Raw genomic sequence first — 23,796 nt, forward strand, 5'->3', positions numbered from 1 at the left:
GTGAACATGCCATGGACGTCAAACCGATCCGCGCACTCGGCCGGGGCCTTGCCGTGCTGGCAGCGCTGAACCGCCACGCATCCGCCAGCGCGCTGACGCTGGCGCGGGAAACCGGCCTGCCGCGGGCCACCGTCTATCGCTCCCTGAAAACGCTGATCGATACCGGCTACGTCATGCGGAGCCGCTCCGATGACCGGTTCACGTTGCTTCTGAAAGTGCGCGAGCTCTCGGAGGGGTTCGAGGACGAGCAATGGCTGGGGGCCGCGGCGGCGCCGGTGATCTTCGATCTCACACGCGAGATACTCTGGCCCTGCGATGTCACCACGCTCGAAGGGGTGCGCATGGTGGTCCGTGAGTCCACGCATCGCTTCGCGCCGATGTCGATCGATCGTCGCATGGTCGGCGTCCGCATTCCCCTGCTCGCCAGCTCCGCCGGCCTCGCCTATCTCGCGTTCACCGCGCCGCACGAGCGGACCCTTCTGCTCGATCTGCTGCAGGGCGCAGGCGAGCTCATGGATCGTGCCGGCACGGAGAAGCAGCTCCAGGGCATCCGCCGGCGCGGCTACGCCGTGCGCCAGGGCGGCAGGATCTGGCCTCACACCGGCACCATCGCGATGCCGATCCGCCGCGACAGGCAGGTGATCGGGTGCGCCTCCATCATCTGGATGACCAAGGCCTTGACCGCGACCGAAGGAATCGCGCGCTGCCACGGCCCGCTTCGTCAGGCCATCCGAGGCATCGAGGCACGGTTGCAGTAGAGCTGGCTTTTTACGCGCGAACGCTTCCGATTTTCCGAATTGAACTTGACATGTACCCCAAATCAGATGTCCAATCCGCCCGTCTCACCCGCTCGAGGGGCGCTTTGCGGTCGTCACGAACGTTGTGGTGGGATGCGGTGGACGCCGCATGCGTGACTGACGAGAGCGCATGCAGCGGACGGCGAAATCGTGCAGGCCTGACGCCCTGGTGGCAGGTGTCCTGTCAGCAAGAGACCAAGGTCTCTTGCTGACGGCGGTGACAAAAGAGCCCAGTCTCACCGGGGAGAGTACGTATAAGCCGTAACCCATCGCGCAGGGAAAGCCGGGATGTTTGCGGTTACACCTGTGGTCCTACCTCCCGCGTTTTCTAATACGCGGGACCCATGGGTGCGATCGGCACCCGGCTTTCCCTGTGCCCTCTGATCTTCGGAGTGGCGAAACGAAATACAAGCCTCGGACAAATCATGTCGCGAGAACGCGAAGCTGTGGCCCCCTCCACCGCTGTCATCGCCGGCTTGACCGGGCGATCCAGTACGCCGCGGCCCATCGGCTCAAGCAGAATGTGGCGAGGAGCGCACGATCAGGGACAACAGCGACATTGTGGCACCTTCGGTGCCCCTTTCTTCGGCAACAAGATCGAAATTCCTCTCAAATCCCTCCCGATCCCGCCAAAAATCCCCTGCCCCTCGCGCCATGCAGAGCCAAAATCCCAGCAAGACCCTTGACATAGCTGCACTTTCGGCAGAACGCGTGTCTCTAAGCGTCATGGACAGTTCATGGATCTGATTACCAACACCTCCGAGCTTGCGGCCGCCTGCGAGCGACTTGCCAAACACAAGGTCATCACCGTCGACACCGAGTTCCTGCGGGAGACGACCTACTATCCGCTGCTCTGCGTCGTGCAGATGGCGAGCGCGGACGAGGCCGTCGTGATCGACGCGCTGGCTGAGGGCATCGACCTCAAGCCGTTCTTCGAATTGATGTCCAATGAAGCCGTGCTGAAGGTGTTCCACGCGGCCCGGCAGGACATCGAGATCGTCTGGCATCTCTCCGGCACCATTCCGCATCCGATCTTCGACACCCAGGTCGCTGCCATGGTGCTCGGCTATGGCGACAGCATCGCCTATGATGCGCTGGTCGACCGCGTCACCGGCCACCGGCCGGACAAGACCCACCGCTTCACCGACTGGTCGCGCCGCCCGCTGAGCCAGGAGCAGCTGCACTACGCCGTCTCCGACGTCACCCATCTGCGCGACGTGTTCGCAGCGCTGGACGCCGACCTGCAGAAGCGCGGCCGCAGCGACTGGGTCAGCGAGGAGATGGAGATCCTGACCTCGCCGAACACCTACGATTTCCATCCCGAGCGCGCCTGGGAGCGGCTCAAGACCCGCGTGCGCAAGCCGCGCGAGCTCGCAGTGCTGATCGAAGTCGCGGCCTGGCGCGAGCAGGAAGCGCAGAGCCGCGACGTGCCGCGCTCGCGCGTGCTCAAGGACGATGCGGTCGGCGACATCGCGACCCACGCGCCGACCTCGCTGGAGAAGCTCGCCACTTTGCGCTCGCTGCCGAAGGGCTTCGATCGCTCGAAATGGGGCAGCGACATCATCGCCGCCGTGCAGCGCGGGCTCGCGCGCGATCAGTCGACGCTGCCGAAGCTCGAGAAGCCGCGCAACAATTCCAATGGCGCGGCAACCGTCGAGCTGCTGAAGGTTCTGCTGCGAATGACCTCGGAGCGGCATGGCGTCGCCAGCAAGGTGATCGCGACCGTCGACGATCTCGAGCAGATCGCCGGCGACGACAACGCCGATGTCGGCGCCCTGCACGGCTGGCGCCGCGAGCTGTTCGGCGAAGCCGCGCTCAAGCTGAAGCACGGCCAGGTCGCGCTCGCGATCGACAAGGGCCGCGTGGTACGGGTGGATCGGAGCTAGCTCACCACTTGTATTCGAAGCCGATCGTGCCCTGATGCGACTGCATGGCGGCACGGAACTTGGCGTCGTAGTTCAGGTAGATGCGCGCGGTGCTGGTCAGGCTCAGCGAGGCGGCCGCGCCGGCGTCGGCACCATACTGGCTCTCGCCGATGCCCTGCAGCGTCAAGCCCTGCCCGGCGAGGCTGACGGTCGTATTGCTGAAGTTCTGCACGACATTGTCGACGAACTTGCCGTACGCGGACAGATCGAGAATCTTCTGGTCGAAGATCCAGTAGTGGCCGACCTCCGCACCCAGCAGAAGGCGCATCCGGTCGACGCTGGATGCGGTGACGGAGACGGGATCGAGCCCGCCCGTCTCCTGGTACGATCCGGTTCGCGCGTGGACGTATTCGAGCGCACCCTTCGGGATCAAGCGGCTCTGGTCCTTGTCGATGTAATAACTGAGCTCGCTGATCGCACCGTCGAGCCGCGCGTTGTAGCCCGCGGTCGCAAGGCCGAGGCCGGTGTCGCGGCTGGAGTTGATATTGCCGAAGCCGTGCACCAGCGCCACCGCCCAGGTCCACGGCCCCTTGTCGAGCGAAGCCGTGAAGCCGAACTGGGTGAGATCGAGCGTGGCCGATTGCAGCGCCAGCGGCACGTCGATCGCGGTGCGGCTCTGGTCGATCGAGAAGCCGATGTTGACGCCGGGCGCGACCCGCGCGCCGATCCCGGCGACGCCGCCCCAGGTTGTCCTGGTGTCGCCGACATAGCCGCCGGTCGCGCCTGTTGTCATCGAGATTCCGTAACCTTCGACCCAGCTGCGGTAGACCGGACCATCCGTGCTCTCGGATGCGCCGCCCCCGCCGGGATTGGTACGCGACATCCGGTTGAACCCGTTCGAGGCCTGGTTGCCGAGCCGTTCCAGGAAGTTGCTGCCGAGATTGGTGACGGTCGAGGAAGCCGAGACGTCGGCATTGATCATGGTCTGCGTCGGGCTCGGAGCCGGCATCGGGCTGGGAGACGGCGTGGGCGTGACTGTTGGTGTCGGCGTGGGCGTTGGTGACGGCGTCGTGGTCGGTGTTGGTGTCGGCGTCGGGCTCTGCGCACGGACCGGCGAGGCCATCGCGACGGCCAACAGGGCGACGAGCCCGGCGAGGCGCGCGAGACCGCGGGCACTTCCGGTCAGTCCTGCGCACGAACGGCGCGATAGGCGGCACATGCGATCAGGCCCCAGGGAGCAGCGTGCGGCGCGAAATACGCGGACGGCCGATACGGCTCTGCGTGATTTGCTCGCACTTCCCGAAGAGCGTCAACGCCCCGCGCCATCGGCCGATGGCCGAACGCCGGGAGCTGTTGTCCGGTTGCCACAGGTGGCGATTGCATCGCCACATCCTGCAGGGGCACGCCGCAGCCTTGCTAAGGCGCAATTTTCGTGTTGCAATCCGTTCACAATCGGATTGCGGCCGTTCGACTATGCGTTTCGCGACGTTGAGATCCAAGGTTTCGAGGGGCGACCCTTCGAGCGACAAGACTTCGGACTTGAAGACTCGAGACTTGAACACTGCGGACCTGAAGACTCGGGAATTGAACAGACACCCGGAAGCCCGCTTGTGGCGTGGCACGTGCAAAACGTGGCCGCGTCTTTTTTATATCCAGACTGGGAGAGAGGCGATGCCGAAGGGTACCGTCAAGTGGTTCAACCCGACCAAGGGTTACGGGTTCATCAAGCCGGCCGTCGGAGACAAGGACGTGTTCGTCCATATCTCCGCCGTCGAGCGCGCGGGGCTTTCCACGCTCAACGAAAACCAGACGGTCGAATACGAGTTGGTGGAGAACCGCGGCAAGTCATCAGCGGAAAATCTCAAGGTGCACTGAACGGCAGCGGCGGCGAAGGCTGTCGTGACGTCTCCCCCGGCCGCATCACCCCGGGGGTCGTGTTTTTGCGTGCCCGCGCGCTAGCGCACAGCCGGCGCAATCAGCGTGCTGTTCGACGCGGCGCTGTCCAGCGTCCGGCAGTGATCGCCGTCCAGCCTGAGCCTGCCGCTGGCCAGCAGCCGCAGCGCCTCGGGATAGATCCGATGCTCGATCGTGATGACGCGCGCTGCCAGCGTGTCAGGCGTGTCGTCGTCTGCCACGGTGACCGCCCCCTGCATCACGATCGGCCCCGCGTCGGTTTCCGGGATCACGAAATGCACCGTCGCGCCGGAGAGCTTGACACCCGCACGCAAGGCCTGGCCGTGCGGATCCAGGCCAGGGAAGCACGGCAGCAGCGAGGGATGGATGTTGAGCATCCGCCCGTACCAGGCCCGCGCGAACTCGGCGGTGAACAGCCGCATGAAGCCGCCGAGGCAGATCAGCTCGACGCGGTTCTCGTCCAGCGTCCGCTGCAGCACCGCCTCGAAGGCGGCGCGGTCCTTGCCGAACGGCTTGCTCTCGATCACGACGGTCGGAACGCCTCCGGCGACGGCCCGCTCCAGCCCCGGCGCGTTGGCACGATTGGAGATCACGACGGCGATCTCGGCCGGAAAATCCGGCGCCTTGGCGGCCTCGATCAGCGCGGCCATGTTGGAGCCGCGGCCGGAGATCAGGATGGCGACGCGGCGCTTCATCGCGAGAGATCGAGACGACCGTGATAGACCACGCGATGCTCGCCTTTGGCCTCGATCACCTCGCCAAGCAGCGCCACGGTCTCGCCGCTGGCGGCGAAGGCTTCGGTCACTTGCTCGACGGCGTCGGCCTTGACGATCGCGATCATGCCGATGCCGCAATTGAACGTGCGCAGCAGTTCGAGCTCGGAAATGCCGCCCTGCTCGGCCAGCCACTTGAACACCGGCAACACCGGCAGCCGCGCCAGATCGATGCCGACGCCGAGGTGCTTGGGAAGCACGCGCGGAATGTTGTCGGTGAAGCCGCCGCCGGTGATGTGCGCGAGCCCCTTCACCGCGCCGGTCTCGCGGATCGCGCGCAGGCAGGATTTCACGTAGAGCCGCGTCGGCGTCAGCAGCGCCGCGCCGAGCGTCATGACGGGCGAGAACGGCGCAGGCGCATCGTAGGTGAGTCCGGAGTTTTCGACGATCCGCCGCACCAGCGAATAGCCGTTGGAGTGGACGCCCGAGGACGCCAAGCCGATCACCGCATCGCCGACCGTGATATCGGCGCTCGGCAACAGCGTGCCGCGCTCGGCGGCGCCGACGGCAAAGCCGCCGAGGTCGTAATCGCCATCCTTGTAGAGGCCCGGCATCTCGGCGGTCTCGCCGCCGATCAGCGCGCAGCCGGATTCCCGGCAGCCTTCCGCGATGCCGGCGACGATCGCTGCGGTGGCCTCGGGATCGAGCTTGCCGCAGGCAAAATAGTCGAGGAAGAACAACGGTTCCGCGCCCTGCACGACGAGGTCGTTGACCGACATCGCGACCAGGTCGATGCCGATGCCGCCATGGATGTTGGTCTCGATTGCGATCTTCAGCTTGGTGCCGACGCCGTCGGTCGCAGCCACCAGCACCGGATCCTTGAAGCCGGCCGCCTTGAGATCGAACAATCCGCCGAAGCCGCCGATCTCGGCGTCCGCCCCGGGGCGGGCGGTCGCCCGCACCATCGGCTTGATCAGATCGACCAGACGATTGCCAGCATCGATATCGACGCCAGAATCCGCGTAGGTGAGCCCGTTTTTGCGCTCGGTCATGCCCAATTCCAGATGATCAGGGGCTGGTTACGAGGAATTCCGCCCCCGCGCAATGGCTCGCGGCCCAGCTGCCACGATACTATGTAGATAACACCCGGCCGCTGCTGAAAAGAGCCGGATATCGAGTAAAATCAGGCTTCTAGCCGGGAAGCGACCAAGTTGAGTATTCCGAACATCATTACCATCGCCCGCATCATCTTGGTGCCGGTGATCGTCTGGGCCATCGTCTCCAGCCAGATGGAGATCGCATTCGCGATCTTCGTGATCGCCGGTGTCTCGGACGCGGTCGACGGCTTCCTGGCCAAGCGCTTCAACATGACGAGCGAGCTCGGCGCCCTGCTCGATCCGCTCGCCGACAAGGCCCTGCTGGTCTCGATCTATATCGCGCTCGGAATCTGGGGCGCCGTGCCGCGCTGGATCGTGATCCTCGTCGTCTCGCGCGACATCATGATCGTCGCAGCCGTGATAGTGTCATGGTTGTTCGACAAGCCGGTTGAAATGAAACCGCTGATGGTGTCGAAGCTCAATACGGTGGCGCAGGTCGCGTTCGCCGCATTGGTGCTGGCCTCGCTCGGCTTCGGCTTCGAACCGCACCCCTACGACGTGATCCTGATGGGATTGGTCACGGTGTTTACTCTGGGTTCGGTGTCGCTCTATCTCGTGGAGTGGATCCGGCACATGAGCACGATCGAAGCCCGGTAGAGCTGTTCCGGAAAAGTGGAGGCCGGTTTTCCGAAGAATTCATGCTCAAACAAGGTGTTTTGGAGACTTGCGTGGCAGGCAGCGTTCAACCTCGTCAATTGGCCTTGGCATTGCCGCACGAGGAGAAACTGACCCGCGACGACTTCCTCGAGGGACCGGCCAATGAGGCCGCGCTGGCGCTGATCGACCGCTGGCCCGACTGGCCGAACCGCATCATGCTGCTGGTCGGAGCGGAGGGCTCCGGCAAGAGCCATCTCGCCGCAATCTGGGCTGAGCTATCGGGTGCGCGCGCGACCTCGGCACGGGCGTTGACGGCCGAGACGGTGCCAGCAGCGCTCGCCACCGGCGCGCTGGTCGTGGAAGACCTGAGACCCGCGGAGTTCGACGAACGCGCGATGTTCCACCTGATGAATCTCGCTCGGCAGGACGAGGCCTTCGTGCTGATGACGGCGCGCATTCCCCCTTCCGCCTTCGAGATCGAGCTGCGTGACCTGCGCTCGCGGCTGCGCGCGGTGCCGACGGTGGTGCTGCTGGCGCCAGACGACATGGTGTTTCGCGGCCTGATCCTGAAATTCTGCGCCGACCGCCAGATGAGCGTGGACGAATCGGTCGTGAGCTACTTGACCAACCGGATCGAGCGTTCCTATGCGGCGGTCCGGCAGGCGGTCGAATTGCTCGACACCGAGGCGCTGCGGCAAGGCCGACCGGTGACGCGCGCGCTGGCGGCCGAGCTGCTGCGCGATGCATGAGCCGGCTGCCGGCTTGACGCGCCAAGCGGGCGGCACATCAATGTCATCGAAACGTCATCGCAATATCACATGGTTTGAGCGGCCCTCGGCTAGACCACCCGGGCCGCCTGCCCAAAATTGGATCACCACTTGATGGACTCGGCACAAGTTACTGAAATCAAAGAAAAAGATGTGGAAGTCGCACCGCTCCCCGCGATCGCGACCAGCCCCGAGCGATTCATCAATCGCGAGCTCTCCTGGCTGCATTTCAATCGCCGGGTGCTCGAGGAATCGGTCAATCCCGGCCATCCCGTGCTGGAGCGCGTCCGGTTCCTGTCGATTTCAGCGAATAACCTCGACGAGTTCTTCATGGTCCGCGTCGCCGGCATCAAGGCGCAGGTTCGCGAAGGCATTCCCGAGCGCAGCCCGGACGGCCTGCTGCCGGCCGAGCAGCTCGTCATGATCAACAAGACGGTGTCGCAGCTCGCCTCCGACCAGCAGGCGATCTGGAGCGACCTGCGCGCGATCCTGTCCGGGGTCGGCATCCAGCTCGTCGACGCGCGCGACGTCACCAAATCCGAGCGGACCTGGATCGAGGATCACTTCCTCCACAACATCTTCCCGCTGCTGACGCCGCTGGCGATCGACCCGGCCCACCCGTTCCCGTTCATCCCGAATCTCGGCTTCACGGTTGCGCTGCATCTGTCCCGGACCTCCGACGGCAAGCCGATGAACGCCCTGATCCGCATGCCCGGCAAGATCGACCGCTTCATCCGCATCCCGTCCGCGAAGGAAGGCGGCGCGGTGCGGTTGATCACGCTGGAACAGGCCACCGGCCTGTTCATTGGCCGCCTGTTCCCCGGCTACACCGTCAAGGGCCAGGGCGCGTTCCGCATCATCAGGGACTCCGAGCTCGAAATCGAGGAAGAGGCCGAAGACCTCGTTCGCCTGTTCGAAACCGCACTCAAGCGCCGCCGGCGCGGATCGGTGATCCGGCTCGAGATCGAGGCCAAGATGCCGGAAGAGCTGCGCATCTTCGTGCAGCACGCGCTGTCGGCCGCCGACGACGAGGTGTTCCTGGTCGACGGCGTGCTCGCGATGAACGAGCTCTCGCAGCTGACGCGCCTCGATCGGCCCGACCTCGAATTCCCGCCCTATGTGCCGCGCCATCCCGAGCGGGTGCGCGACCATGGCGGCGACATCTTCGCGGCCATCAGGCAGAAGGACCTCGTGGTCCATCACCCCTATGAATCCTTCGACGTCGTTGTGCAGTTCCTGCAGCAGGCGGCGCGCGATCCCGACGTGGTCGCGATCAAGCAGACGCTCTATCGCACCTCGAACAACTCACCGATCGTGCGTGCGCTGGCCGAAGCCGCCGAGGCCGGCAAGTCGGTGACCGCGCTGATCGAACTGAAGGCGCGCTTCGACGAGGAGGCCAATATCCGCTGGGCTCGTGACCTCGAGCGCGCCGGCGTGCAGGTGGTGTACGGCTTCATCGAGCTGAAGACCCACGCCAAGCTGTCGATGGTGGTGCGCCGCGAGGGTGGCAACCTCACCACCTATGTGCACACCGGCACCGGCAATTATCATCCGGTCACCGCGCGCATCTACACCGACCTGTCCTACTTCACGTCGGATCCGATCATCGGCCGCGATACGGTGCGCGTATTCAACTACATCACCGGCTATGCCGAGCCGAGCGACATCGAGAAGATGGCGGTGTCGCCGCTGACGCTGCGCAAGCGCATCATCGAACACATCCGTGGCGAGATCGCCCACGTCCGGAACGGACGCCCCGGCGCGATCTGGATGAAGATGAACGCACTGGTCGATCCCGACATCATCGACGCGCTTTACGAGGCTTCGCAGGCCGGCGTCTCGGTCGAACTCGTGGTGCGCGGCATCTGCTGCCTGCGGCCCGGCCTGCCCGGCCTGTCGGAGAACATCCGCGTCAAATCGGTCATCGGCCGCTTCCTCGAACACGGGCGCGTCTACTGCTTCGGCATGGGGCAAGGCCTGCCGAGCACGAAAGCTGCTGTGTATATCTCGTCCGCCGACATGATGCCGCGCAACCTCGACCGACGCGTCGAGGTGCTATGTCCGCTGCAAAATCCCACGGTGCATCAGCAGGTTCTCGAACAGATCATGGTCGCGAACCTGAAGGACACCGAGCAGAGCTGGCAATTGTTGCCGGATGGATCGTCTACGCGTATGAAGGCCGCGAAAGGCGAAGAGCCTTTCAACCTGCACAACTACTTCATGACAAATCCGAGTCTGTCCGGCCGTGGCAAATCTCTCAAGGAATCCTCGCCGCGCCGGCTCACGCGCCGCAACGAACGTCAGCAGCCGTCGGCATAAGGGAACTTCACGGTGAAGCGACCGCGGAAGCGCGCTGCCAGCGTCGCTGTCATCGATATTGGCTCGAACTCGGTTCGTCTCGTGGTCTACGAGGCGATGGCGCGCAGCCTCATCACCATCTTCAACGAGAAGGCGCTGTGCGGGCTCGGCCGCGAGGTGCAGACCACCGGCCTGCTTGCGACCGACGCCGTCAACAAGGCGCTCACCGCGCTCCGCCGCTTCCGCGCGCTGTGCAAGATCCAGCAGGTCGGCCGGGTCTATGCGATCGCGACCGCGGCCTGCCGCGACGCCAAGAACGGTCCGGACTTCATCGCGCGGGCCGAGCGCATCTGCGGCGCCAGGATCGAGATCCTGTCAGGACCGCGTGAGGCGAAGCTGTCGGCGCTCGGCGTCATCTCCGGCGTGCACAACCCGAACGGCATCGTCGGCGATCTCGGCGGCGGCTCGCTCGAACTGATCGACGTGAGAGGCAATCGCGTGCGCAGCGGCGTGACCCTGCCGCTCGGCAGCCTCGCGCTGCAGGACCTCGCGCACAAATCGCTCAAGCGGGCCGAGCGCATCGTCAGGAACGAACTGCTCGGTGTCGCCCTGCTCAAGGCCGGCCGTGGCCGCGCCTTCTATGCGGTCGGCGGCACCTGGCGTGCGCTGGCGCGCATCCACATCATCCAGAGCGGTTATCCGCTCAAGGTGATGCACGGCTATTCCATTCCCGCGGCCGACGCGCTCGACTTCGCGCGGCGGCTGCGGCGGCTTGCGGCCGCCAATCTGCTCGCCAATATCGAGGCGGTCGCCGATGCGCGGCGACCGCTCCTGACCTATGCCGCGCTGGTGCTCGAATACATCATCCGCGTCGCGCAGCCGAAGACCATCGTGTTCTCGACCTTCGGCGTGCGCGAAGGCCTGCTCTACGAAATGCTGCCGCAGGCCGAGCGCGCCAAGGACGGTCTGGCCTGCGCCGCGCAGGACCTCAACGTGCTGCTGTCGCGCTCGGCGCGTCACGCCCAGGAATTGACGGCATGGACCGACCGGCTGGCACGCGTGGTGCACCTGCGCGAGACCGAGGAGGATCGCCGGCTGCGCCACGTCGCCTGCCTGCTCTCCGACGTCGGCTGGCGGGTGCATCCCGACCATCGCGGCGAGGAAACCCTCAGCCTGATCATGAACGGCAATTTCGGATCGATCACGCATCAGGGCCGCGCCTTCGTCGCGCTCTCGGTGTTCTACCGCTACGCCGGCCTCAGCGAGGAAAACGAGCCGCCGCCACAAATCCGCGAATTGGTGACGCCGGCGATGGACGAGCGTGCCCGCGTGCTCGGCGCCGCGTTTCGCGTCGCCCATCTGATCACCGCGGCACGCACCGGCGTGCTGCCGGCGACGCATTTCCGGACCCAGGGCCGCAAGCTGATGCTGGTGTTCGAGCACCGGATGGTCGATCTCGTCGCCGACCGGGTCGGCAGCCGCTTCAAGCAGCTCGCGCGGCTGCTCGGCCGATCCGGCTCGATCGTGCGCCGCTAGAGAACGACGAAGCGTTCACGCAGCCCTGACGGAACGCTTCGCCTTCCTGAGCGCGCGACGGCGCCAGATTGATCCCAGCATCAACACCACGACGATCCCGAGCACCGCGAGCAGGATCTCGCTGCCGCTGCCGCCATGGGCGAATTGCGGAGCCACTCCAACCGACGCCAGCCAGGAATCCAGTCTGGCGCCGAGCGGTCCGGCGAACAGCAGATCCAGCTTCGGATGCACGGCGGGATCGGTTGCGATGACGTCGCCCGCGATCCAGCCGAGCAACGCAGCACCGGCCCAGACCAGGATCGGCAGCTTGTTGAGCAGCGCCATGATCAGCGCCGCTCCGGCGACGATCAAGGGAACGCTGATCGCAAGTCCGAGCACCAGGAGCGGCACGCTGCCATTGGCGGCGGCCGCCACCGCGATCACGTTGTCGAGGCTCATCACGATGTCGGCGACGACGACGATCTGCACCGCCGCCCACAAATGCGCGGCAGCGGCCACGCTGTCCTCGTCCTCGTGCTCCGGCACCAGCAGCTTGGCCGCGATCACGATCAGCGCCAGCCCACCGACGAACTTCAGGTAGGGCAGTTCCATCAGGCTGGCGACGATGCCGGTGAATATGACGCGCAGCAGCACCGCAGCGGCCGCTCCGAAGATCATGCCCCACAGTCGCTGTCGCGGCGCAAGGCCCCGGCAGGCGAGCGCGATCACGAGCGCGTTGTCACCCGACAGCAGGACATTGATCCAGATGATCTTGCCGACGGCGACCCAAAAGGTCGGGGTCACCATCTCGTTTCTGAACTCGGTAAAGAACGCACCGATTTGCGCGGGATCAAAGATCTGCCACAGCCAGTCCACGGTGCGTCCTTTTCGGCCTCGCGGCCGCCCCTGTCGGCGATCGCGCGCCGCTCCCGAGTCTATATAGGCACGATCTGGTCGGAAAACCGCTGCCCGGCTTTCCCGATCGTGCCTTAGCCGACGATCTCGTTGCCGGCGAAGAACTGCGCGATCTCGATCACGGCGGTCTCCGGCGCATCCGAACCGTGCACCGAGTTTTCGCCGATCGACTTCGCATGGAGCTTGCGGATCGTGCCTTCAGCGGCCTTCGACGGATCGGTCGCGCCCATCACATCGCGATATTTCAGGATGGCACCCTCGCCTTCAAGCACCTGGACCACCACCGGGCCCGAGGTCATGAAGTCGACCAGCTCACCGAAGAACGGACGCGCCTTGTGGACCGCGTAGAAGGTCTCAGCCTGGCCGCGGGTCATGCGAATGCGCTTCTGCGCCACGATCCGCAGTCCGGCCTTCTCGATCACCGCATTGACCGCGCCGGTCAGGTTGCGCTCGGTGGCATCGGGCTTGATGATCGAAAAGGTGCGTTCAATCGCCATGATCTCGTCCTTGCAAAGGGTGGTTGGGAGTTGCCGGGGCTTATATCGGCGCGATGCCGCGTCGGCAAGCGACCCGGCGCCTCGCCAGCCCTTGGTTTTGATGCGTTCTGACGCCGAAAAACGTCTCGGCAGCGATGATCCGGCCGAGCCCATCCCTGCCAGCTTACGACGATTTCACGAAGGTGAACCCATCCTGTCAGCGCTGTGCCGCTTCCATTCAGCTGCGGCCGCATAGGCTCTCAACCGATCGGACGCCTTGCTGGCCCCTCCGCAAGCCGCACAGGACGTCCCGGGAGATGTCACCGCCGGCGCGTCGACCGCGCCCCAACTTCGAGGAGACGATCATGTTACGCAAACTCTCGCTTGCTGCAGTTGCCGCGATTTCGCTGGGCGCGGCCGCGCTGGCCCCGACCTCCGCCTCCGCCTTCGGTGGCTGGCACGGTGGATGGCATGGCGGCTGGCACGGCGGCTGGTGGGGCCCGCGCGTCGTGGTCGGTGGTCCCGCATACGGCTATTACGGTGGTTACGGCGGCTGCTACGTGCGGCGCGTGGTCCCGACCCCGTGGGGACCCCGCTGGCGCCTGGTGAACCGCTGCTACTGACCCGATTTGATGCCCCTCCCCTGACTTGGGCCCCGGCCACCGCGCCGGGGCTTTTTTCGTCCGCGGGAACCCGCCAAATGCTCCAGGCCGCTACCTCAGAGCGAGCGCCGGACCACAGAAATGCCCGAAACCAAAATCGGGCTCGCGACTTGATAAGGCACGGATTTACTCAAACCTCGCGAGGTGAAACTCGCCAAGAGACGTGCCATGACCACGACCCAGACCAACAGGGATCTCGAGCAGATCGATCACAAGACCTGCCGCCACATCTGCGATGCCGTTGGCGAGCGGCTTCAGCAGAGCATGCGCCCGGAACCGTCGCTGTCATCCCCCCTGCAACAGCTCATGGATGAATTGCGTCGACGGGAAGACGATCGCCGTTAGGCTCTTGCGGGCTGACAAGCAGCCCAAAATGCGTATTTCCAACAACCGTGTGGCCAGAATTTACAAACTGACGGGTTGCGTTTGGCGGCGGGTCCGGTGACAACGCTGCATGCTTTCCATCACTGATATCTCGGTCCGGATCGCCGGACGGTTGTTGATTGATCACAGTTCCGTGCAGATCACGCCCGGTGCGCGCGTCGGATTCGTCGGCCGCAACGGCGTGGGCAAGTCGACGCTGTTTCACGCCATCCGCGGCGACATCCCGACCGAAAGCGGCAGCATCGCCCTGCCGCCGCGCTGGACCATCGGCAGCCTCGCCCAGGAAGCCCCCGACGGGCCCGAGAGCCTGATCAACGTCGTGCTGAAGGCCGATCGCGAACGCGACGCGCTGCTGCGCGAGGCCGAGACGGCGCAGGATCCGCACCGGATCGCAGAGATCCAGACCCGGCTGACCGACATCGACGCGCACTCCGCGCCGGCACGCGCGGCGGCGATCCTCTCTGGCCTCGGCTTCCCGACGGCAGATCAGGCGCGGCCCTGCGCCGAATTTTCCGGCGGCTGGCGCATGCGCGTCGCGCTTGCGGCGACGCTGTTCTCGGCGCCCGATCTGCTGCTGCTGGACGAACCGACCAACTACCTCGATCTCGAAGGCACGCTGTGGCTGGAGAATCACCTCGCCAACTATCCGCGCACGGTGATCGTCATCAGCCACGACCGCGACCTCCTGGACACCTCGGTCGATCAGATCCTGCACCTCGATCGCGGCAGACTGACGCTCTACAAGGGCACCTATTCATCATTCGAGGAACAGCGCGCAGCGCGCGAGCTGCTCGACGCCAAGCACGCCAAGCGCCAGGCCGACGAGCGCAAGCGCCTGCAGGCTTTCGTCGACCGCTTCAAGGCCAAGGCCTCGAAGGCACGGCAAGCCCAATCGCGTGTCAAGATGCTGGAGCGGATGAAGCCGGTCACAGCGCTCGTGACCCAGGACGTCCGCGAAATCTCGTTCCCGACGCCGGAGAGACTGCTGTCGCCGCCGATCATTGCGGTCGACGAGGTCGCGGTCGGCTACGAGCCGGGCAAGCCGGTGCTCAATCGCGTGACGCTGCGCATCGATACCGACGACCGCATCGCGCTGCTCGGCGCCAACGGCAACGGCAAGTCGACGCTGGTCAAGCTGCTCGCCGGCAAACTGGCGCCGTTCTCGGGCAGGGTCACGCGGGCCGACAAACTGTCGATCGGCTACTTCGCCCAGCATCAGGTCGATGAGCTCAATCTCGACGCATCGCCCTATGACCACATCCGCAAGCTGATGCCGGATGCCCCCGAGAGCAAGGTGCGCGGCCGGGTCGGCGCGATCGGCTTTTCCGGCAAGGCCGGCGACACGCTGGTGCAGAGCCTGTCGGGCGGTGAAAAGGCGCGGCTGCTGCTCGGGCTCGCCACCTTCTTCGGTCCGAACATGATCATCCTCGACGAGCCGACCAACCATCTCGACATCGACAGCCGCGCCGCGCTGGCCGAGGCCATCAACGATTTTCCGGGCGCGGTCATCATGGTCTCGCACGACCGCTATCTGATCGAGGCCTGCGCCGATCGGCTCTGGGTGGTCGCCAACCAGACCGTGACGTCCTATGACGGCGATCTCGACGAGTACCGCAAGCTGATCCTGTCGGCCAATGACGACCGGACCGCCGCACGCGAGCGCGTCAAGGAGGCCGCAAAGCCCGAGCGCGCGAGGGGCGAACGGCGCGCTGCGCCCAGGCAGCGGATCGCGCAGGCGGAGGCCGAGATCGAGCGCATCAACGGCATCATTGCCAAGATCGACACTGCGCTGGCGCTGCCCGACATCTTCACGCGCGATCCCAGGCAGGCCGCGCAACTCACCAAGGCCCGCGCCGGCGCCGAAAGCGCGCTGCAGCGCGCCGAGGAAGAGTGGCTGGACGCCAGCGCCGAGCTCGACGCGGCAGCGAACTAACAGAACGGAAAAGGCCCTAGCCGTTCGAGGTTGCCGGAGGCTTGGTCGCGGCCGGCTTTTTCTTCTTCGGCTTGGCCGCCTTCGCCTTCGGCTCGGGCTCCGGATCCGGGCCGCGCTCCACCGAGGTCAGCCGACCCGAGGTGAAGGTGTAGATGCCGGCGCGCGCGCCGCGCGCCCAGGTCACGACCGCGACGCGGTTGCCGCCCGGGCCGCTCGATAAATTCACGCTGTCGGGCGCGCCGATGCCGCGCACGACGTCGCACTCGGTATGACCGAGCGCGACATGACCCGTCAGCTGAGGCTGGGGCGGCGGTGCGCCGGCGGCACCATCTGCGAGCGCGTTCGCGTCGGCGGCGCCGGGCGGCGGCGCCATGCCGGGACACGATCCGTCGGCGCTGACGAGATCATCATTGGTCACCGGCTTGTCCGGGGTCAGCGGCGGAGACTCGATCGAGATGTTGCGGATGAACAGCCGCCCCGGACGCGAAAACCACTCGGCATCGCGCGACATGAGATCGGATGCACTCGAGCAGCCGGCAAGGCCGGGCGCAAGCACAAGCAGCGCCAACAGCGACTTTCGACTGAATGTTGCGTCCCGCACGATCGACCGCACTCCCATTGTAAGTGTAAGGGGTTGTCCGAACATCTCTTTGCGGCATGACCGTGGCTTGCCGCAAGAAACCTCAAATTATCATTAATTGCTTGATATCTCTATTGCCGCCGCTGCCAGCGTCCCCGTTCGTCGGCCTGCCAGTAGGTGACCTCCAAGCCACGTGCCTTGCAAGCCGTCCAGCTCTGCCGCGCCGCGGCCAGTGCCTCGGGATCGTCGCCGTTGAACACGAGCACGACCCGCTCGTAGGTGTCGCAATCGGCCGGCAGCGCGGCGCTATCGATCAGGAAGCGGACATTGGCCCGGTTCGGATTGCCCTCCTCGATCGACAGGATGATCGGCTGGTCCTGCGCGTCGGCAACGCGCCAGATCGCGTGCGGCAGAAACGAATCATCGCTGTAGGTCCATAAATGCGCGTCGAGCATCTCGGCGCGCTCCGGCGATGTCGATTGCACGACCACGCGCCAGCCGCGCTCGAGCGATTTCTCGAGCAGCGGCGGCAACACGCTCTCCAGCGTCATGTTCTGCAGATGGTAGAACAGAACCTCGGTCATGCGGCGGCAGTCGCCTCACTTCTTTCCTTCATAATAGTCCGAGACCAGCCGATCGAGCAGCCGGACGCCGTAGCCCGAACCCCAGCTCTGGTTGATCTCGGTTTTCGGCGCCCCCATCGCGGTGCCGGCGATGTCGAGATGCGCCCACGGCGTGCTGTCGACGAAGCGCTGCAGGAATTGTGCCGCGGTGATCGAGCCGCCATTGCGTCCGCCGGTGTTCTTCATGTCCGCGAATTGCGAGTCGATCTGCTTGTCGTACTCCGGGCCGAGCGGCATGCGCCAAACCCGCTCGCCGGTCTCGAGTCCGACCTTGGTCAGCCGCCCGGCAAGCTCGTCATTATTGGAGAACATGCCGGCATGATCGGTGCCGAGCGCAACCATGATCGCGCCGGTCAGGGTCGCGAGATCGACCATGAATTTCGGCTTGCACTTCTTGGCGACGTACCACAGCACGTCCGCAAGCACGAGGCGGCCCTCGGCGTCGGTGTTGATGATCTCGATGGTCTGGCCGGACATCGAGGTGACGATGTCTCCGGGACGCTGCGCGTTGCCGTCGGGCATGTTCTCGACCAGGCCGATGGCGCCGACCGCGTTGACGCGCGCCTTGCGGGCCGCGAGCGCATGCATCAGCCCGACCACGCAGGCCGCGCCGCCCATGTCGCCCTTCATGTCCTCCATGCCGCCCGCTCCCTTGATCGAGATGCCGCCGGTGTCGAAGCACACCCCCTTGCCGACGAAGGCGACCGGCGCCTCGCTCTTCTTGCCGCCGTTCCAGCGCATGATCACGGTGCGGCCGGGACGCACCGAGCCCTGCGCGACGCCGAGCAGCGCGCCCATGCCGAGCTTGGTCATCGCCTTGACGTCGAGCACCTCGACGGTGACTCCGAGCTTGCGGAGCTGGCCCGCCCTGCGCGCGAACTCCTCGGGGTACAGCACGTTCGGCGGCTCGTTGACGAGCTCGCGCGCCAGGTTCACGCCGTCGACGATACAGGCGCCCGGGGCGAACGCCTTCTTTGCCGCCGCGACATCTTCGACGGCGATCGAGACGTCGGCCCGTACGGCACCATTCTCGCCGTCCTTCTTCCTGGTCTTGTAGCGATCAAACTTGTAGGCGCGCAGCCGGAGGCCGGTCGCGATCCCGGCAGCCTGATCGGCCGTCATCGCGGCATCGGGCAATTCGGCGATCACGGTCAGGGCGTGGCTGCCGCCGTTGAGCTTTCCGGCAGCGATGCCGCCGAACTTCAGGAAATCGTTCTGCTTGAGATCGGACGCCTTGCCGATGCCGATCACGATCAGCCGGTCGGTCTTGACCCCGTCGGGCGCCAGGATGTCGAGCGCGGATCCGCTCTTGCCCTTGAACTGGTTGGCGGCGGCCGCCCGCTTGATCGTCTCGGCCGCTGTCCCAAGTGCCTTCCGGGTCGCCGCTCCCAGCTTCAACTGCTCGTCGCAAAAAGCGAGCAGAATGCCACGAACCGGCGTGGACAGTGGGGCAAAGCCGACCTTGACGGCGTCGGACATAGGAAAATCCTCCAGAATTCAGGGTGTTGCCAGGATGTATTTCCAAGGCCTGGGAACGGCCCGGATGCGCGTCGCGATGGCGGCCCGGGGCGAGCCGGACCGTGCTTGACCTTACTATGGCCTGCCCGCGACACCGCTGCCAAGCGCCGCCGTGGCGAGAAGGCCACAAGGAGGATTAATTAACCATACGTAAAGGCTGCCTTGGCTCGGCCATTTTGTTGACGGATCAAGGGGATGGTAGTGAGAGTGTGAAGCCGGACTGATCTGCGGCTCGATCCTGGGGAACCCGCTTGGCGGGATGGGTCGGAACCGTGCGTTTGGGGGCGCCTAGGGGGTCATTGCGGTCGTTATGGGGTCGGTCGACAAGTACATCTTCAAAACGGTGCTGGCATCGTTTGCGCTTGTCCTGGTCAGCCTCACCGGCGTGATCTGGATTACACAGGCGTTGCGCGGCATCGACCTGATGACCAGCCAGGGCCAGACCATCGTCACCTTCCTGGGCATCACGGGCCTCGTGATCCCGGCGCTGGTCCTGATCATCGCTCCGATCGCGCTGATGATTGCGATCTCACACACCCTGAACAAGCTCGCGACCGATTCCGAGATCATCGTGATGAACGCGGCGGGTTTTTCGCCGTTCAGGCTGTTCTACCCGTTCTTCTATGCCACCTGCGTGGTGGCGGCGATGGTCGCCTTCATCGGCGCCTACCTGGCGCCCGACGGAATGCGACGAATCAAGCAGTGGGACGCCGAGATCACCGCGGACGTGCTGACCAACATCCTGCAGCCCGGCCGCTTCGCCCAGCTCGACCAGAATCTGACGATTCGCATCCGCGAGCGCCTGCCGGGCGGTGTGCTCGGCGGCATCTTCGTCGACGACCGCCGCGATCCGCAGGAGCGCGTCACCATCGTCGCCGATCACGGCACCGTGCTGAAGAACGAGAGCGGCTCATATCTCGTGCTCGAGGACGGCAATCTGGAGCGATTCGAGGTCGGAAAGCGCGATCCGGCGCTGGTGGTGTTCCAGCGCTACGCCTTCGACATGTCGAAATTCTCGCAGGGCCGCGATGTCACGCTCGGCATCCGCGAGCGCTACATGTGGGAACTGATGTGGCCTGACGAGAATGATCCGGTCTACCAGCAGCTGGCTGGCCAGTTCCGCGCCGAGCTGCATGACCGCTTCATGGCGCCGATCTATCCGTTCGCCTTCGCTGCCCTCACCTTCGCCTTCCTGGGTGCGCCGCGGACCACGCGCCAGAGCCGCAATTTCTCGATCGGCGGCTCGGTGGCCGCCGTGTTCGGTCTGCGCATGGTGGGTTTTGCCTGCTCTGTCCTCACGGTGAAGACGCCGCTGGCCGCGCTGGTCCAGTACCTGATGCTGTTCGCCGGCATCGGGATCGGTCTCTGGATGATCATCGGCGGCGTGGTGGTCGAGCCGCCAGCCAGGCTGATGGAGCAGATCAACCGCAACAACGAGCGCATTGCGCGCTTCTTCAGACGGCCGGCCACCGCATGAGCATGGTCACGAACACGCTCGGGCGCTATTTCGCCGGCCGTTTCGTGGTCTCGGCGGTGGGCGTGTTCGCGGGCATCTTCGTGCTGCTGGTGCTGGTCGACTACATCGAGATGGTGCGCAAGACCTCGAGCCTCGTCAACGCCTCGGCCATCACCGTGGCGGAGACCTCGCTGTTCCGGGTGCCGCAGCTGCTCGAGAAGCTGATGCCGTTCTGCGTGCTGATCGGCGCCATGACCTGCTATCTCGGCTTGTCGCGCAAGCTGGAGCTCGTCGTGGCGCGCGCCGCCGGCGTCTCGGCCTGGCAGTTCATTTCGCCCGCGCTCGTCAGCGCGTTGCTGCTCGGCGTCGTCGCGACCACGGCCTACAATCCGGTCTCGGCGAACCTGCGCGAGCTTTCCAAGCGGATGGAAGCCGAGCTGTTCGGGTCGGCGCCCGGCGGAGGCATCCAGGATGCGTCCGGCTTCTGGCTGAACCAGATCAACGATGAGGGCCAGGCGATCATCAACGCGGCCCGCAGCGAGCAGCAGGGTGTGCGGCTGACCGGCCTGACCGTGTTCCGATTCGATACGGCGCTCCAGTTCAAGGAGCGAATCGAGGCGCGTGAAGCGTCGCTCGAAGACGGGCGCTGGGTGTTCAAGGGAGTGCGCAGATACACGCTCGACAAGCCCCCGGTCGACCAGGACACCTTCTACCTGGCCACCACCCTTACCCCGGCCCAGGTCCGCAACAGTTTCTCCACTCCGGAAACTGTGTCGTTTTGGCAACTACCGACGTACATCCGCTCGTCGGAGAGTTCGGGGTTCGCGACCGCCGGCTATCGCCTGCAGTATCATAAACTCATCGCACAGCCATTTTTGCTGGCTGCGATGGTGATGTTGGCGGCTTCTGTGAGCCTTCGCTTCTTCCGGATGGGCGGCGTGCAGAAGATGGTTTTGAGTGGCGTGGGTGCAGGCTTTCTGCTCTACGTTCTGTCGAAAGTAACTGAGGATTTGAGCAAGGCTGAGTTGATGCATCCCATCGCTGCGGCGTGGTTGCCCGTCTTTGTGGGTGGCCTCACCGGTTTCTTGGCCTTGCTGTATCAGGAGGACGGGTAGTGGCAGACGTCGCCGCCCGCCAGACAAGGTCGCCTGCGTTCAGGCGGCGCAGCCTGCTGCGCCGTCGTCGGAGCCGCGTGGCCGCGTCGCTGGCTGCCCTCCTCGCCGCGATTGTCATCGCTGGTGCGCTTGACGTCGCCACGACGACGCCCGCCTCCGCGCAGGCCTTCACCTACAATCCGCACCATACGAGGCCGGTTCCGCCACCGCCCAAGAATGACGGGCAGATGCTCGTTCAGGCCACCGAGGTCGACTACGACTACAACAATCAGCGCATCTCGGCGGTCGGCAGCGTGCAGCTTTTCTACAACGGCACCAGCGTCGAGGCGGACAAGGTCATCTACGACCAGAAGACCAAGCGTCTTCATGCCGAAGGCAACATCCGCATGACGGATGCGGAAGGCAAGATCACCTACGCCAACATCATGGATCTGAGCGACGACTACCGGGACGGTTTCGTCGATTCGCTGCGCGTCGATACCGCGGATGCGACGCGGATGGCGGCGGCCCGCGCCGATCGCTCCGGCGGCAACTACACGGTGTTCGACAACGGCGTTTATACCGCCTGCGCACCCTGCAAGGACGACCCGAAGAAGCCGCCGCTCTGGCAGGTCAAGGGTGCGCGCATCATCCATGACCAGACCGAGAAGATGCTCTATTTCGAGAACGCCCAGATCGAGTTCTTCGGCGTTCCGATGGCGTATCTGCCCTACTTCTCGACGCCCGACCCGACCGTGAAGCGCAAGAGCGGCTTCCTGATGCCGAGCTTCACCTCGTACACGGCGTTCGGCTACGGCGTCGAAGTCCCCTATTACTTCGCAATCGCGCCGGACATGGACGCGACATTCGATCCGCGCTTCACGACCAAGCAGGGCGTGCTGCTGCAGGGTGAATTCCGCCAGCGCCTGTCGAACGGCTCCTATCAGGTCAAGCTCTACGGCATCGACCAGACCGATCCCGGTGCCTTCGCGGGCTTGCCCGGCGACCGCCAGTTCCGCGGCGGCATCGACACCAAGGGCCAGTTCGCACTGAACGACAAGTGGGTGTGGGGCTGGGACGGCGTCGCGATGTCGGACTACTACTTCTTCTCCGACTACCGGCTGGCGCAGTACAAGGACCCTTACGGATCGTTCCTGTCACTGTATACCGAGGCGGTCTCGCAGCTCTATTTGACCGGCGTCGGCAACCGCAGCTTCTTCGACGCGCGCGCGATCTATTACCTCAGCTTCTCGGGTAACCAGAGCCAGGTTCCGGTCGTCGCCCCCGTGATCGACTACAACAACGTGATCAACAGTCCGATCCTCGGCGGTGAGTTCAGCTACAAGACGAACTTCACCAACCTGACCCGCGACACCGCGGTGTTCGATGCGGTCACGACGGCTGCCAGTACCAGCGGCCTGTGCTCGACCACGTCCGCCGATCCGATGGCGCGGGTACCGTCGCAGTGCCTGCTGCGCGGCATGCCGGGCACCTACACCCGCTTCACCGCCGAGGCGCAGTGGCGCAAGTCCTACACCGACCAGTTCGGAGAGATCTGGACGCCGTTCGTCAGTCTCCGCGGTGACGCGATCAACGCCGACATCTCGAATCAGCCAGGCGTTTCCAACTACCTTCCGGTCGGCGATACCCAGACGGTCCGCCTGATGCCGACCGTCGGGTTCGAATACCGCTATCCCTTCATCAACGTCCAGCCGTGGGGCACGACCACGATCGAGCCCATTGCCCAGGTCATCATCCGGCCGAACGAGCCTGATGCGGGCAAATTGCCGAACGAGGACGCGCAGAGCATGGTGTTCGACACCAGCAACCTGTTCTCGGTCGACAAGTTCTCCGGCTATGACCGCGTCGAGGGCGGCAGCCGCGCCAATGTCGGCGTTCAGGCCACCACGCAGTTCGACCACGGCGGCAGCATCAAGGCGATGTTCGGACAGTCCTACCAGCTGTTCGGGCTGAACTCGTTCGCGGTTGCTGATGTCACCAACACCGGCGTCGATTCGGGCCTGCAGAACGCGGCATCGGACTATGTTACGAGCCTCGCCTACTCGCCGAACCGGACCTATACGTTCAGCGTGCGCGCGCGCATGGATGAAGCCACCTGGAACGTCAACCGGTTCGAGGCCCAGGGAACCGCGAATTTCGACCGCTGGTCGGTCAGCCTGATGTACGGCGACTACGCCGCACAGCCGCAACTCGGATATCTGACCCGGCGCGAAGGCATTCTCACCAGCGGATCGGTCAAGGTGGCGACCAACTGGGTGGTCCAGGGTGCGGCACGCTGGGACCTTGTTGCGAACAAGATCAACCAGTACGTGATCGGCGCAGGCTATGTGGATGACTGCTTCGTGCTGGCCGCCAACTATGTCACGTCCTACACTTATCAGGCTGGCACCACGCCGCCCGTCCTCAGCCACGCCTTCATGTTCCAGATCGGCCTGCGGACCATTGCGCAGACATCGGCGTCGAGCAGTTCGGCCGGCGTCCAATAGCCTGGAACCAACCCTGGACCTGCGC

Annotated in this window: 21 protein-coding genes; 13 read left to right on the top strand and 8 right to left on the bottom strand. The window is 64.9% G+C overall.

Annotated features, from left to right (window positions below):
• The first annotated feature begins 11 nt into the window (after positions 1–11).
• Together JQ586_RS19000 and rnd are read left to right on the top strand one after the other, a co-directional pair.
• Entirely contained in the window at positions 12–758 is a 747-nt protein-coding gene (locus JQ586_RS19000; protein ID WP_212396129.1) for a helix-turn-helix domain-containing protein, read from the top strand.
• A 776-nt stretch (positions 759–1,534) separates the two neighbouring features.
• The gene (gene rnd / locus JQ586_RS19005) at positions 1,535–2,683 is read left to right on the top strand and encodes a ribonuclease D (RefSeq protein ID WP_212396130.1); all 1,149 of its coding nucleotides are present in this window, start codon (positions 1,535–1,537) and stop codon (positions 2,681–2,683) included.
• A gap of 1 nt (position 2,684) precedes the next feature.
• Here rnd and JQ586_RS19010 read toward each other — a convergent pair whose 3' ends face one another.
• On the bottom strand, positions 2,685–3,881 hold the full coding sequence (locus tag JQ586_RS19010) for an autotransporter outer membrane beta-barrel domain-containing protein (protein WP_212396131.1): 1,197 nt from the start codon (positions 3,879–3,881) through the stop codon (positions 2,685–2,687).
• A gap of 452 nt (positions 3,882–4,333) precedes the next feature.
• On the opposite strand from JQ586_RS19010, the gene JQ586_RS19015 reads away from it, so the two are divergent.
• Positions 4,334–4,537, top strand: a complete 204-nt coding sequence (locus JQ586_RS19015) for a cold-shock protein (protein WP_212396132.1) — start codon at positions 4,334–4,336, stop codon at positions 4,535–4,537.
• Positions 4,538–4,617: 80 nt separating this feature from the next.
• Here JQ586_RS19015 and purN read toward each other — a convergent pair whose 3' ends face one another.
• Positions 4,618–5,271, bottom strand: a complete 654-nt coding sequence (gene purN / locus JQ586_RS19020; RefSeq protein WP_212396133.1) for a phosphoribosylglycinamide formyltransferase — start codon at positions 5,269–5,271, stop codon at positions 4,618–4,620.
• Entirely contained in the window at positions 5,268–6,341 is a 1,074-nt protein-coding gene (gene purM / locus JQ586_RS19025; RefSeq protein ID WP_212396134.1) for a phosphoribosylformylglycinamidine cyclo-ligase, read from the bottom strand. The genes purN and purM overlap by 4 nt, the downstream gene beginning before the upstream one ends.
• Before the next feature lie 159 nt (positions 6,342–6,500).
• On the opposite strand from purM, the gene JQ586_RS19030 reads away from it, so the two are divergent.
• From JQ586_RS19030 to ppx, 4 genes are all read left to right on the top strand, one after another.
• Positions 6,501–7,043 carry a CDP-alcohol phosphatidyltransferase family protein gene (locus JQ586_RS19030; RefSeq protein WP_212396135.1) on the top strand — a complete coding sequence of 181 codons (543 nt, stop codon included), beginning with the start codon at positions 6,501–6,503 and terminating at the stop codon, positions 7,041–7,043.
• 71 nt (positions 7,044–7,114) lie between these two features.
• On the top strand, positions 7,115–7,792 hold the full coding sequence (locus JQ586_RS19035) for a chromosomal replication initiator DnaA (RefSeq protein ID WP_212396136.1): 678 nt from the start codon (positions 7,115–7,117) through the stop codon (positions 7,790–7,792).
• Positions 7,793–7,924: 132 nt separating this feature from the next.
• Positions 7,925–10,129 carry an RNA degradosome polyphosphate kinase gene (locus JQ586_RS19040; RefSeq protein ID WP_212396137.1) on the top strand — a complete coding sequence of 735 codons (2,205 nt, stop codon included), beginning with the start codon at positions 7,925–7,927 and terminating at the stop codon, positions 10,127–10,129.
• Between the two features lie 12 nt (positions 10,130–10,141).
• Entirely contained in the window at positions 10,142–11,644 is a 1,503-nt protein-coding gene (ppx, locus tag JQ586_RS19045) for an exopolyphosphatase (protein ID WP_212396138.1), read from the top strand.
• 15 nt (positions 11,645–11,659) lie between these two features.
• Here ppx and JQ586_RS19050 read toward each other — a convergent pair whose 3' ends face one another.
• Positions 11,660–12,499 (bottom strand): YjbE family putative metal transport protein, encoded by an 840-nt coding sequence (locus tag JQ586_RS19050; protein ID WP_212396139.1) that lies wholly within the window; start codon positions 12,497–12,499, stop codon positions 11,660–11,662.
• A 113-nt stretch (positions 12,500–12,612) separates the two neighbouring features.
• Positions 12,613–13,035: a nucleoside-diphosphate kinase gene (gene ndk / locus JQ586_RS19055; protein WP_212396140.1), complete on the bottom strand. Its 423-nt coding sequence runs from the start codon at positions 13,033–13,035 to the stop codon at positions 12,613–12,615.
• Positions 13,036–13,379: 344 nt separating this feature from the next.
• Here ndk and JQ586_RS19060 point away from each other — a divergent pair, with 344 nt between their 5' ends.
• From JQ586_RS19060 to JQ586_RS19070, 3 genes are all read left to right on the top strand, one after another.
• Complete coding sequence (locus JQ586_RS19060; RefSeq protein WP_212396141.1) at positions 13,380–13,637, top strand: sulfur globule protein precursor; 258 nt, start codon at positions 13,380–13,382, stop codon at positions 13,635–13,637.
• 207 nt (positions 13,638–13,844) lie between these two features.
• Entirely contained in the window at positions 13,845–14,021 is a 177-nt protein-coding gene (locus tag JQ586_RS19065; protein ID WP_212396142.1) for a hypothetical protein, read from the top strand.
• Between the two features lie 109 nt (positions 14,022–14,130).
• Positions 14,131–15,993, top strand: a complete 1,863-nt coding sequence (locus JQ586_RS19070) for an ABC-F family ATP-binding cassette domain-containing protein (RefSeq protein WP_212396143.1) — start codon at positions 14,131–14,133, stop codon at positions 15,991–15,993.
• Between the two features lie 16 nt (positions 15,994–16,009).
• On the opposite strand, the gene JQ586_RS19075 is transcribed toward JQ586_RS19070, so the two are convergent.
• The 3 genes from JQ586_RS19075 to JQ586_RS19085 all read right to left on the bottom strand — a co-directional run bounded on the left by JQ586_RS19075 (position 16,010) and on the right by JQ586_RS19085 (position 18,675).
• Positions 16,010–16,612: a hypothetical protein gene (locus JQ586_RS19075; RefSeq protein WP_212396144.1), complete on the bottom strand. Its 603-nt coding sequence runs from the start codon at positions 16,610–16,612 to the stop codon at positions 16,010–16,012.
• 92 nt (positions 16,613–16,704) lie between these two features.
• Positions 16,705–17,157, bottom strand: coding sequence for a DNA polymerase III subunit chi (locus tag JQ586_RS19080; RefSeq protein WP_212396145.1), 453 nt, complete (start codon positions 17,155–17,157; stop codon positions 16,705–16,707).
• Positions 17,158–17,172: 15 nt separating this feature from the next.
• A complete protein-coding gene (locus tag JQ586_RS19085; RefSeq protein ID WP_212396146.1) occupies positions 17,173–18,675 on the bottom strand; it encodes a leucyl aminopeptidase in 1,503 nt (500 codons plus the stop codon).
• A gap of 349 nt (positions 18,676–19,024) precedes the next feature.
• On the opposite strand from JQ586_RS19085, the gene lptF reads away from it, so the two are divergent.
• The 3 genes from lptF to JQ586_RS19100 are packed head-to-tail and all read left to right on the top strand — an operon-like array spanning position 19,025 to position 23,771.
• Positions 19,025–20,191, top strand: coding sequence for an LPS export ABC transporter permease LptF (lptF, locus tag JQ586_RS19090; RefSeq protein ID WP_212396147.1), 1,167 nt, complete (start codon positions 19,025–19,027; stop codon positions 20,189–20,191).
• Positions 20,188–21,285, top strand: coding sequence for an LPS export ABC transporter permease LptG (gene lptG, locus JQ586_RS19095; protein WP_212396148.1), 1,098 nt, complete (start codon positions 20,188–20,190; stop codon positions 21,283–21,285). Before lptF ends, lptG begins: the two co-directional genes overlap by 4 nt.
• Entirely contained in the window at positions 21,285–23,771 is a 2,487-nt protein-coding gene (locus JQ586_RS19100; protein ID WP_212396149.1) for an LPS-assembly protein LptD, read from the top strand. Before lptG ends, JQ586_RS19100 begins: the two co-directional genes overlap by 1 nt.
• Positions 23,772–23,796 lie beyond the last annotated feature (25 nt).

This window comes from Bradyrhizobium jicamae, assembly GCF_018130215.1.
Lineage (GTDB): Bacteria > Pseudomonadota > Alphaproteobacteria > Rhizobiales > Xanthobacteraceae > Bradyrhizobium > Bradyrhizobium jicamae_A.